The 12,727-nt window shown below is 41.6% G+C and carries 8 protein-coding genes; 3 read left to right on the top strand and 5 right to left on the bottom strand.

All coding sequences use genetic code 11. The annotated features are described in order from the left end of the window. Positions 1 to 134 precede the first annotated feature (134 nt). Together HC246_RS00610 and HC246_RS00605 are read right to left on the bottom strand one after the other, a co-directional pair. On the bottom strand, positions 135 to 1,007 hold the full coding sequence (locus HC246_RS00610) for an Npun_R2479 family HD domain-containing metalloprotein (protein ID WP_169361696.1): 873 nt from the start codon (positions 1,005 to 1,007) through the stop codon (positions 135 to 137). A gap of 280 nt (positions 1,008 to 1,287) precedes the next feature. Next, entirely contained in the window at positions 1,288 to 1,635 is a 348-nt protein-coding gene (locus HC246_RS00605; protein ID WP_169361695.1) for a hypothetical protein, read from the bottom strand. A 25-nt stretch (positions 1,636 to 1,660) separates the two neighbouring features. Between HC246_RS00605 and HC246_RS00600 the strand changes: the two genes are divergently transcribed. Further along, positions 1,661 to 1,900, top strand: a complete 240-nt coding sequence (locus HC246_RS00600) for a hypothetical protein (RefSeq protein WP_169361694.1) — start codon at positions 1,661 to 1,663, stop codon at positions 1,898 to 1,900. Between the two features lie 238 nt (positions 1,901 to 2,138). After that, on the top strand, positions 2,139 to 4,295 hold the full coding sequence (locus HC246_RS00595; protein WP_225902886.1) for a lytic transglycosylase domain-containing protein: 2,157 nt from the start codon (positions 2,139 to 2,141) through the stop codon (positions 4,293 to 4,295). A 219-nt stretch (positions 4,296 to 4,514) separates the two neighbouring features. Here HC246_RS00595 and HC246_RS00590 read toward each other — a convergent pair whose 3' ends face one another. Next, positions 4,515 to 6,005, bottom strand: a complete 1,491-nt coding sequence (locus HC246_RS00590; RefSeq protein ID WP_169361693.1) for a class I adenylate-forming enzyme family protein — start codon at positions 6,003 to 6,005, stop codon at positions 4,515 to 4,517. A gap of 309 nt (positions 6,006 to 6,314) precedes the next feature. On the opposite strand from HC246_RS00590, the gene psb29 reads away from it, so the two are divergent. Next, entirely contained in the window at positions 6,315 to 7,022 is a 708-nt protein-coding gene (gene psb29 / locus HC246_RS00585) for a photosystem II biogenesis protein Psp29 (RefSeq protein WP_169361692.1), read from the top strand. Between the two features lie 177 nt (positions 7,023 to 7,199). Here psb29 and HC246_RS00580 read toward each other — a convergent pair whose 3' ends face one another. Both HC246_RS00580 and HC246_RS00575 read right to left on the bottom strand, forming a co-directional pair. Next, positions 7,200 to 11,696, bottom strand: coding sequence for a PAS domain-containing protein (locus HC246_RS00580; protein ID WP_169361691.1), 4,497 nt, complete (start codon positions 11,694 to 11,696; stop codon positions 7,200 to 7,202). A 506-nt stretch (positions 11,697 to 12,202) separates the two neighbouring features. After that, complete coding sequence (locus HC246_RS00575; RefSeq protein WP_169361690.1) at positions 12,203 to 12,574, bottom strand: hypothetical protein; 372 nt, start codon at positions 12,572 to 12,574, stop codon at positions 12,203 to 12,205. Between the last annotated feature and the right edge of the window lie 153 nt (positions 12,575 to 12,727).

Below are 12,727 nucleotides of genomic sequence, written 5' to 3'. Positions count from 1 at the left end.
TTTCAATTTGGATTGCTTTTTTAGTATGGAAACCCTCTATAGCAGTCCTAAGTCATTTATAAATTTTGGGGTTTATGGAAGCGCACCCCGAAGGGATGCGCTTCCATAAAACATTTAGGATTGCTAGAGATGTTTTATGGATTAGTAGTTGGCAGAGTAGTAAGTGTCTGCTGATATTCTGGTTTTTCATGCTCAACCACAAACACATTGGAATAGAGGTGAGCAACAATTTCCTGACCTTGTTGGGTGAGCGACAAGTAGTAGAGTGCATCCTTGACGTAAGGATATACACTCGTCCAATAGAATTTGGGATAGTTGCGGCGTAAATCTCCGGGGTGAGCATAACCTAATGCTTCATTGACACCAGTTTCTTCAAACTCATAAAATAATGCCCCAATCTTTTTCAGATAACGAGGATCGCTGAGCTGTCCGATTAAATCCGCCGATCGCACTAGCCCTGCAAAATTAGTCGTATCTTGATGATCGCCAGTTTTCGGCACAGGAAAACGTGTCAGCTCAATATTGCGGCAGATTTTCTCAGCCTTGATTAGGGAATGGTTAGCAAAGCGTTGATTAACAAATAATTTAGCGCGATCGACATGGTAGGGAGTCAAGCCAGCATCGGAAGCTCCGGGAGGTAACTCCACCATGCCATCACCAACCCCAGTCGCAAACTTGCCACTACCATCTTGTAGACAAACCCCTTTGACATAGCCAATGTCATGGCAAACAAGAGAAATAATGAAATGCAACCAATCTTCAGGGGCTACTCGACCTTCGCGAATATGTTTTCCTCGCAAAATCTCTTGACCAACTAGGGTGACTAAGATCGTATGTTCAACATTGTGGTAGAGCGCATCACTATTAGCGATGTTTTCTAGAGCCATATTGCCAGCCCAACCGATAATATCTTCATAATCATGGAGATAGCCGCCATAGGTACGACGATATCCCAACTTTAGTTGTTCTACAAAATTACCGATCAGAAGCTCAGTTGCATTAAACATAAATCTTCGTATGCCTATGTAAAGCCAAAATTCAACCTAAATAATAAGCCTAACTTTTGTTTTTAGAGATCATTTATTAGGATTTATCTACAAAATTATCGGAAGCTATATAGCAACCGTAAATGGTTTGTGGAAGTGCACCCCTTCGGGGTGCACTTCCACAAAAGCTAATTAGATTAATTTGTTGTAGGTAAATTTCTCTTATTTTATGATTTATTGTGTTGCAGCAAAAAGTACTATACCAACTCTATGGGTAGGGTAATATCATGGGGTTGTAATCTTAAACTCCAGAATTAAATATGATTAAACACTTTGCTAAGCGTTTGTTGCTGCCTGTCTCCGTCGCATTGGCAGTAGCATCATGCCAGCAGCCTAGTGCAACAACCAGTTCTTCGCCGTCAGCTTCAGCTTCAGCTAGTCCTTCAGCTACTGCTTCAGAATCTCCCAAAGCTTCAGAATCGCCTAAGGCATCAGAATCTCCCAAAGCTTCAGAGTCACCTAAAGCATCAGAATCTCCTAAAACTGATACTACTAAGTCCGATACTACTAAGTCCGATACTACTAAGTCTGATACTGCTAAGTCTGACGCTCCTTCTTCTCCTAAGACAAAGGATGTTGATGCATTCATTAAAGAGAATCCAGAATACAAAGAAATGTATGAAGCCACTGGGGGGATCAAATATGTTGGTCTAGTGGAAACTGAAACTTGCAAAGCTTTGGATCAGGGGGTTCCCTTTGCAACTTTGATTGATGCTCTAGAAAAGGAATTTGATAAGCAAGGTAGTTCTCTTCCACCTGCTAAACTTACCAAATTGAAGGAATATACTGGATTTGTGGTTGGTTCTAGTGTTGCGATCGCTTGTCCTCAACATAAAGACAAGATTAAGTCTTAATTTTCCGCATTGATGCAGCGCTTTGCATTGAATTGAAAAACAGAAAAAACTTTGAAAGCGTCGCTTTGTAACGCTTTCAAAGTTTTTTAGACTAGACGTAATTAAGCGAAGTTAATATGATTTTAATGAGTGGTACTTCGCGCCGCCCATTCTATCTAGATATAGTGTTGAGTTAGCATCAAGTGCTGTAAAAAACATTAAAAAATGTTAATATGCTCGACATTCAGAACGTATCGGGATGAAAAATTTAATGCGTTGGTCAATTGTGCTAATGCTCAGTGCTACATTGGCAGGAGCTAGTGCCCCAATAATTACGACTTCTTCTGAGTCAAATCTTGCTCTTAATGCAAGCTTAGCAAATAACCGAGACAGCAAGTCATTCGATCCTCTCACTTACTCTTCGGTCGAGCAAAGACTCGCTAAATTAGAAACTCAAGCTCAACAGACATCTGAGAATACCGATCGCGTTCGTGCCAGATTGGTAATTGCGGATATTCATCTTAATAACCGAAAATTCCGTGAAGCGATCGCTGCTCTTGACAAATTGGAAATCGAATATCCGCTTTTGGCTGATTATGTGTTGCTCAAACGCGCACAGGCTCAAACTCAACTGCGAGATCTCCAAGGCGCAACAACCACTTGGCAAAGTATTTTAACCAATTTCCCCAATAGTCCTGTAGCCGCAGAAGCCATGTTTGCCTTGGGGCAAAACCAACAGATTTTAGATAAATTTCCTGCTCATCCCCGATCGCAAGAAGCTGCCCTTCGCCTATTGGCTCAAGCTCCTAATCGAGTTGATTTGATAGCGCATTTGGCGACCTATTTTGGTGATCTTAAAGGTATCAGCCCAACTTTAGATCGGTTAGTCGCTAGTTCACCTGCACTTACAAGCGAGCAATGGTGGGCGATCGCCGATGCCTATTACAAAAATTTTGAATTTGGTAAAGCCGCGAATGCCTATGCTCGGGCAACGGTTAATCCGCTTACAGCTTATCAATATGCCCGTAGCCTGCACCGTGGTAGACAGATTGAATCAGCAATTGTTGCCTACAATCGCGTTGTTCAACAGTTCCCCAAAAGTCCTCAAGCTCCTCGCGCCCTGATTCGGATTACTCAGATTGAATCTCCTGAAGTAGCGATCGCGGCGACTGATCGAATTGTGGCTAACTACCCTGACACCGCAGGCGAAGCATTAGCCATTAAAGCTACCATCTTGCAAGATAAACTTGGTAGTCCGCAAGCTGCTAGTAATGCTAGAAATCTATTGCTAGAGCGCTATGGCAATAGTGATGCGGCAAGTCAACTGCGTTGGCGCATTGCAAAAGGGCAGGCACGCGGCGGACAACTGAATAATGCGATCGCCACTGTTGATGCAATTATCGCCAATAGTCCTGATAGTGACTCTGCTGCCGAAGCAAGTTTCTGGGCAGGCAAATGGGCTAACCAAATCGGTGATAAGTCCAGAGCCAAGAAATTTTTTGAATTTACAATTCGTCAACACCCCTCTTCCTATTACGCATGGCGCGCCGCAGGTTCACTCGGTTGGCAAGTGGGCACATTTACCACAGCGCGTTATACTGCGCCCGCGATTGCCATCCCTAGTGCGCGTACTCCCTTGCCTGCTGGTTCGGCAAAGTTGCAAGAGTTATATGTGCTTGGTTTAGATCGTGATGCGCGATCGCAGTGGCAAACAGAGCTAGGTGCAAAGCGGAATTTGGAACCTAGTGAAATTTTTACCGATGGCGTATTGCGCGTAGCCGTTCAGGATAATCTTGTTGGCATTAAAACCATCGAAAGCTTAGATTTGATTGATGTTTCTTCTCCTCAAAAGGTTGAAATCGCCAAGATCAAACAGCATCCTGCCTATATGCAATCCCTTTATCCATTCCATTACTGGGATATCATTTCTAATTGGGCGCGTGAACGGAGACTTTCTCCTGCATTGGTAATTGGTTTGATGCGTCAAGAGTCACGATTTGAAGCGCAAATTCGTTCTCGTTCTGGTGCGATCGGTTTGATGCAGATTATGCCCGATACAGGCACATGGATTGCTAGCAAGAAGGGAGTAAGTAATTACAATCTTGATAATCCTTCGGACAATATCAGTTTTGGTACTTGGTATCTGGACTATACGCACAGCCGCTATAGCGATAACTCGATGTTAGCTGTCGCTAGTTATAATGCGGGTCCTGGAGCAGTTGGTAGATGGGTAGAAGAGCGTGGAGTTGGCGATCCCGATGAATTTGTCAATAACATTCCTTACGAAGAAACGAGAGACTATGTATCGAAGGTTTTAGGTAATTATTGGAACTATTTACGCTTATATTCGCCATCTGTACAGCAACAAATCGCGAGTTTACAACAGTCCAGTAATCTCAATGCTTCAGCCAAATAATAGAAGCAACGCAGAGCGTTGCTTCTATTATTTAACGTCAGTTCGGGGTAAGCTGACAAATAAAGCCCAAAAATAAAAGCCTTGCGTAGCAAGGCTTTTATTTTTGGGCTTTGAGAGAGGTTTTGCGTAGCAAATCCTCTCTCAAAGCCTGTTTCAAATCATCCCGAACTCGCGTTATTTAATCTAATGATATAGAGGCGACGCACTACGTCGCCTCTATTATTTAAGTTGTTGAGCTAAGATGTTTTTCTGGATTTTGCCCATTGCATTACGGGGAAGTTCGGTAACAAAAAAGATTTGCTTGGGACACTTATAAGAGGCGAGACGACTTTTGCAATAATTGATTAATACTTCAGGAGCGATGCTCATGTCTTCTCGAAGAGCGATCGCTGCCACAACTTTTTCTCCGAAATCCTGATCAGGCAAGCCAATTATGGCTGACTCCTTAACCGCATCGTGACTTTCCAAAATATTCTCGATTTCTTTAGGATAGACATTAAACCCGCCTGTAATAATTAGCTCCTTAGCGCGACCTACTAAATATAGCCGATTGTTATCATCAGGATCTTGAAAACCAAGATCGCCTGTGCGAAACCAACTATTGACAAAGGCTTCGGCTGTCTTGTCGGGCATCTGCCAATATCCTTGAAAGACATTCTCACCGCGAATCCAAACTTCACCAACTTCCGATCCCTTGACCTGATCACCATCTGCATTAACGATGCGAATTTCCACTCCTGACAATGCAAAGCCAACACTCTTGGCTTTGCGATGTTCTGGGGCAATCAGGTTAGATGCATTCATGCCTGTTTCTGTCATGCCATAGCGTTCGAGAATCCGAAATCCCGTCAGCTTCTCAAACTGATAGAATTGTGGATCGCTAAGGGGAGCAGAACCAGAGATAAATAGGCGCATTTGTTGCAAATTTGGCTTAGGCTCCAGTTTTTCCCATTCATTCATCAATCTTTGATAAATCGTAGGCACAGCCATAAAGATCGTGCAGTTTTGAGAAGTTAAGGTTTCCCATGCGCGACGAGGCTCAAATTTCTCAAACATTATCATCGTCGCGCCTGCATAGAGACAGCCCAGAGCAGCGACATTTAAGCCATGCACATGAAATAGCGGCAAGACATGGAGCAAAATATCGCGATCGCTCCATGCCCATGCTTGATATAAGGATTGTATATTCGCGATGAGATTACGATGCGAAATCGCAGCCCCTTTCGAGCGTCCTGTGGTTCCTGAGGTATAGCAAATCATGGCAATATCATCACCACCTGTAGCATAGTCAGGAATAAATTCTTCTGTTTGGAAAGTGGGGATATTTTCTTTGAGGAGAATCTGTAATGCTGATAAATGTTGAAGCTCTGATTGGACTTTGGTGTAAAGAGGATGAGTCGTGACCAATAAAGAACTGCTTGAATCAGTTAAGAAATATACAATTTCTTCGGGGCGATAGTCGGGATTTAGGGGAAGTGCGATCGCGCCGATGGAAAGAATCGCGAAATGCAAAAATAAAAACTCAATACATTTAGGCAATTGCACTGCCACGCGATCGCCTTTGTTAATACCTAAGTGCTGAAGTATGGCAGCGTAATGATGGACTTGATGATCAAAGTCTCGGTAATTCCAAGTTCTCCCCTCAAAGATGATTGCTGGCTTGTCAGCATATTTGGCGGCAGTTTCGGAGATTAACCGAGCTAAATTCATGGCTGGATTTACCTAAAAGTAACGACTTGGTGCGTTATACAGCGCATTGTGCTGAATTAGTAATTTTTGAAAGCGCAGCAAAGTCCCGCTTTCAAAAATTACTAAGCAGGCTGCAAACATGAACAATATAGCGTTTCCCAGCCTAAACACAAAGATTAGCTCGTAAGACATAAAACCCTGAAGAGAGTTGCGGCGCTGCCGCAACTCTCTTCAGTACCTAGATCAAAATTTATCCACAGCGATAGACTGATGCTATGGCTATCTGTGCGATGATTATTTGCACTATCTTGTCGTTAGGTTTTGTTGACTGTGAATACCGTCCGTACTGTTTCTGATACCAAAAAAGATTTTTATTTAGCTTTCCCCAAGCCAGTCAATCAAGTCTATCGACGGGTTGTAGATGAGCTTTTGGTGGAAGTGCATTTGCTAAAAGTCAATCAAACATTTGTTTATGACTCCATCTTTGCCTTAGGTTTTGTGACCACATTCGATCGCTTTACTGTTGGTTACAAGCCTGAAACCGATCGCTTTGCCGTATTTCATGCGCTATGTTCAGCACTTCAGTTTGACTCTGATCGCGTTCGTCAAGATGCAACGACCTTGCTCGACCTCGCTACGCGATCGCCAAATGAAGTCAAGGATCTATTGACTAAGCTCGAATCTGGTGGCTATCTTGAACCGCTAGCGGGACAACTCCATACTATTGCCAACAAAGAAAATTTCAAATATAGCCGTCTACTTGGTGTTGGAGTATACGCTTTATTAGAAATCAGTGATCCTGATGCGATCGCTGATAATACAAAGCGGGAAGAAATCCTGAAATTAGTTGGTGAAACTTTAAAATTTGGTAGCGATCGCTTACTCAAGGATATTGATTTGTATCGCTCTAACCTCGATAAAATCGAGCAAGCCAGACAAATGATTGCCGATATGGTGGAAGCTGAGCGAAAAAAACGCGCCCAAAAAGAGGCTGCCACCACTGCGGAATCAACTAGTGATACTCCTGCGGATAATTAGGAAGAGCATACAAAAAACAAAAGATGAGTGGCAGCGCGAAGCGCTGCCACTCATCTTTTTAAGCAAAATACAGCCTGTTGAGGCTGAAAGTAGTACAGAGAAATTTTTGAAAGCGAGGCTTCGCCTCGCTTTCAAAAATTTCTCTGGGTTTCAAGTCAGCGCAAAGCGCTGTAATCACTATGCGCTTCTATTTTGGTATGCCTTTTCTAAGGATCTAGTTAAATCTTGGACTTTGAGAGGTTTACTTAAATAATCTTGCATTCCAGATTCGAGGCAAATATCGCGATCGACTTGGGCAGCATTAGCAGTGAGCGCAATAATCCAAGGACTTTGGGGAAATTCGGCAATAATTTTCTTAGTTGCAGTAATACCATCCATTTCGGGCATATGGATATCCATAAGGATGACATCATAGTTTTGACGATAAATTGCTTCTAAGGCTTCAAGTCCATTGGCAACCACATCAACACGGTAGCCTAAACGATTGAGGAAGCGTGTTGCCACCTTTTGATTAACAATATTGTCCTCAGCTATCAAAATCTTCAGGGGGAATTTCGCTGCAAAGTTTTCATCAAAAATGGAATCTTCTTTCTGCTTTATTGGTGTTGACGATTGCGATCGCTTATTTAGTTTTAATAATGCACTATATAAAAGCGATCGCTTGATGGGTTTACTTAGAGAAATGAGCGTATCACTCTCTTGAACAACACACTTGCAATGGGGCATTAATAAAATGATTGGTAGTGATCTAGATTGCATTTGGATTAATGCGCCCATATCACATTGATTGTGAGGATCTTGAGTATCTGTTTCCCTATCATTATCCAGATGAGGGAGACAAGCATCAACAATTGCTAAATCAAATTTTTGTCCTTCCTGCAACCAAGCGATCGCTTGATGACTATATGGAGTTGCCATCACTTCCATTTTTAATAATTGGGCAAAATTAATTAACTCTTCCCTATTAACGTCATGATCTTCCAGAATTAATAAGCGTTGCCCCGCTAAACTTGGCTCCCATTGAGGCGGAATCGATTCGGGTTGGGTCGCAAAGGTGGAGATTGTAAATGAGAAAATCGAGCCAATACCAACCGTGCTCTCACAGTAGATATCACCACCCATAATTTGAGTCAAATGCTTAGAGATGGCAAGTCCTAAGCCAGTACCACCATATTGACGAGTAGTTGAAGAGTCAACTTGGCTGAAGGGTTTAAATAAACGATCATAGCGATCGCGAGGAATACCTATGCCAGTATCTTGAACAGCAAAGAGTAGTTGGTATGGTATTTCTGCACTAGCGCCATGATTAGGCAGACCATCCTTAACGGAAACTCTCAGACTGACTGAACCTTTAAGCGTAAATTTGATCGCATTACTCAATAAATTAACTAATATTTGCCGTAAGCGAGTGATATCTCCCAAAATCCAATCTGGCACATCAGTAGTTATGCAATAGACTAGCTCAATATCTTTAGATACGGCATAGCCGGCTAAAAGGTCGAGACAATCTTCAATACAACTCCGCAGGTTAAAAGGATGATTATCTAAACTAAATCGTCCTGATTCGATTTTAGAGAAATCCAGAATGTCATTAATAATTGTGAGTAAATTATCTCCACTGGATCTGATAATTTCCGCAAATTCATGCTGTTCATGATTTAGATCCGTATCTAATAGCAAACTTGCCATCCCAATCACAGCATTCATCGGAGTCCGAATTTCATGACTCATGGTAGCGAGAAATTCACTCTTAGCTTGGTTGGCAGCCTGTGCAGCCTCCATCGCTTGTAACATCTCGATTTGAGCTTGTTGACGTTCTAGATGTAGGGATAAAGAAGAAGCCGCAATAGTCAATAAGCTGATTTCGGCATGGTCACGTAGGCGATCGCTATGATAGTCATGGAAACTCAAGAATCCCCAAAACTTGCCATTGACCATAATTGGCATGACTAAAATTGACAGGAGTCCTTTAGAGGTCAAAATTGATTTTTCGGATGCATCAACTGTAGACGCAGACACATTGAACAATTCTCCCTGTGCAAGTCTCTGAAGCCATTGGCAACTAATTAGATTTTGGATAAATGTTGTTTGCTGTGATGCTTGCGGTGGATGTATGCCTTGGCTATACCAAGCCGCATATAAATCAACATGGAGATTCGTACCTAGGGCAATACCGATTTCCTCTTCAAAAGAATCACTAAGGTCTTTTTCACAGGTGAATAACTTGACACTTGAGAAATCAGAAACCTTGCCTAACAGTTCTAAAATTCTGCCATAGTCTTGAGTACTCTCTGCAATTAGATAATGCTGCACATCAACCAGCATCGCAAGATAACTCTCACGCTTTTCTAAAGCAGCGATCGTGAGTTTGCGATCAGTTACATCGCTATTTGCACCTACCAAGCGTAGGGGCTTGCCCTGCTCGTCCCACAGAGCCATCGCTTTAGTTAAAATCCATCGATAACTTCCATCTTGATGTCTCATGCGATGTTCCATTATGTATCGTGGAACTTCACGATTGAGATAACGGGCATGGGCTTGTAAGACATTCTCTCGATCATCAGGATGGATAATCGAGAGCCAATCCAAGTTTTCCTCGTCATCCAGATGGGGATCTAAGCCGAGAATAGTCCGCCAGCGCGCTGAGCGAAATATTATGCCTGTCTCTAGATTCCAATCCCAAATGCCATCATCAGCCGCTTGAATTGCTAGTTGCCACCGTTCTTCACTCTTTTGCAGGGCTGACTCTATCTCCTTTAAGTGAGTGATATCCGTGAGGATTCCATTCCAAATAATACTGTCATCACTTTGACGCATGGGTTGGGAGCGTCCAGATACCCATTTAAACTTACCACTAGGTGTCCTTAGCCGAAATTCATGTACCCAACTTGTTTCTGTTTTAGCAGAATCTTCAATTGATTCAAACAGCTTTTCTAAGTCTTCATCAATTACTAGATCAAAAGCTTTAGCAGCATCTTGGCAACATTCTTCAGCAGTCAATTCAAACAAATCATAAGCACCTTGGCTCATAAATGGGAAAGAGTAACTACCATCAAGGTCGCGACGGAATTGATATACCGTACTTGGCACAGCATCAGTAATCCTTTCTAGTCGAAGTTCGCTTTTAAGTAGTTGTTCAGTGCGCTCTTGGACTCTTTTTTCAAGATTGAGGTTAGCTTGTTGAATTTCTTGGAATTTTTCACGCAAGGCGCTTGCCATGACCTGAAAGTTATAGCCTAGCGTGTCAATTTCAGCAAAACTTTTAGACTGCCAGACGAAATCGGACTCACTAGAGAGATTTTGTTGAAGCTCTGTCGTCAGTCGCATGAGCTTTGCAATAGGTTTTACTAAACGTAGGCTGAGGGAATTGGCTACGGCTGTCGCTAAGAGAATAATCGTGAGGACAATTACTAAGATATAGGTATATAAATTTTCTAAGGCATCAATATAGGCAACGGGAGATAAGCGGACAACTAGAACCCAAGGATTTTGAGCATCAATAGTAGCTTGTTGAATATAGTAAGATTTACGCCACCGAGTCATTAATGCTGCGCCTTTGATATGAGGGATCCATTGGATCTGATCATTCTTAAAACTCCGAACTTCTCCTCCCTGTTTCACATCAAACACATTTCCTAGTTGGAGATTAGGAGAAGAAACAGAAATGATTTCCTTATGTCGATCAATTAGGAACGCTTCCACCTTTCTGTTGGGAGTGCTTTTTGCCAAAATTTTATCGATTTGGGGAACATCTAATGCACCGATTACGATGCCTTGAAAGCGGTTTTGCCTAACAACTGGAACCGCCATATCAACATGGGGCATCGAGATCATGTGATCATTATTATGAATATTGCTAAAAGCAGTGCTGAGGGTTGTACGAGTAGTTTGAAAGAGATCACTGCTGCCAATGGATACACTTAGCTCTGCTCTATCTGTATCGGATATATTCGGGAAGGCAGCTAAAATATTGCTTTGGACATCTGTAACATAAATTCTTAATAAGGATGGATTAACTTTACCTAGGGTGGTAGTTCCAAATTGCAAACGTTCCCAACTTTTATCATCGGCAGCTAAAATAGCAATCTCTTGTAGAGTTCGTAAATTGTTTTGATGCCAGATTTTTAAATCTAAGACTAGCTCTGCGGTATTTGCATGTAATTGATTACTAATTTCATTTTCGATGTAATTTAAGGCTTGATAACCTGTCAAGATCGCAATTGCTAGTAGTGGGAAAAACACAAATGCTAATAATGCGTGAAATAGCATTTGTTGAATAGTTAGATGATGGCGATCGCTTGATTGATGCCGCAACCATTGACGTATGGGTAGATAGCCTAGACATAAATGGGCAATGAGCGCATTAAATGCACCGTTAATTACCTGCTTGAGGGTAACGAGAATAACTGAATTAATCCCAAATTTCAGAAAAAAGTAATAGAATAAAAAACAGCATGGAGCGCCTAAACATAGCCAATAGGACAATACCAGCAAGACCATGTTGCGAGGCTGCTTGTTCTGATTTTTATAATGCAGTCCTATCCCCACCCAGATCGTTTCTAAAATCAACAAAATCGCAGCATAGGGCTGTCCCCAAAGAAAATAAGTTTGCAGACTAGCGATCGCTGAAACTACAGTCCCCATTCTTATCCCATAGAGATAAGTTGCAATCAAGACAAAAATACTTCCAAATAGAAATTCCACCCCAAAGAACAATGGTAATCGGAGATAATTGCCCCAATACCCCAAAAATCCGAATAAAAATAGTATAAATAAAACTTTAAAGTTAAATTTTCCTTTAAAAAGCTTATTTATCAATTTTGAATCTAGTAAAGAAATATTCATATATGACACATCGCCTTCTTACATTCTAACTGACTAACAAAAAGGCGATTCCCCCTAACCAGTAATTGCAAGAACAGTTTTTCTAATCTAAAAAACTACATATAGCAGTCCTAAATGTTTTGTGGAAGTGCGCCCCTGCGGGTTGCACTTCCACAAAACATTTATATAGTAATCCTAATTAGTTTGTAGGTGAGTACCTCTTTCAGTTTCCCCTCTTACAACCCTAAAATCTTATAAAGAATTTAGGGTTGCTATAGCTAATTTTATGAGGATTTTGGGGTTGTCAATTTACTGTTTGTATAACTTTATATAAGTTAATAATCAATGCTCAAGAATTACTTGCTGATGGAGGGAAATACACTTCTTGTTGAATGAGTATCTATACCTGTTCCAAATATAGGTGTGGGATCTAGCCCTGTAATCAAACGAAAGTGGGTTGCAGAAATATTTGGGGCGATTGTCTTATTTTCCCAAGATTTCAAAAGATTGTGCGATCGCTCTAGGAATAGAACTCCACGCAGGAGGGGAAAATTACGCCAGCTTTCAATCAAGATTTCGACAAGCGCTAACTCAATTTGTGGCGGTGGATAGGCTTGGAGGAGATCATCTAAATAGTCATAAAAATATTCATCGTCATCACCATCTAACTGATAGCTATCGACAATGTATTTGACTCTTTGGCGGCTAATTTCTTCCCATATTTCCATAACGCTCTCAGCTTTTAGTTGTTGATGCTGTGCAGCTATAGGAATTCTAAAACCGAGTAGGGATAATTTATGAATTACCTGTACTAGATGAGAGAGGCTGCACTTTTGTTGGACAATACATTATTATGATAATTAAATAATAGCTAGTATAAC

Source organism: Pseudanabaena yagii GIHE-NHR1 (genome assembly GCF_012863495.1).
Classification (GTDB): Bacteria; Cyanobacteriota; Cyanobacteriia; order Pseudanabaenales; family Pseudanabaenaceae; genus Pseudanabaena; species Pseudanabaena yagii.
Note: the sequence above shows the minus strand (reverse complement) of the source record. Positions and strands in the feature narration are given on the sequence as shown.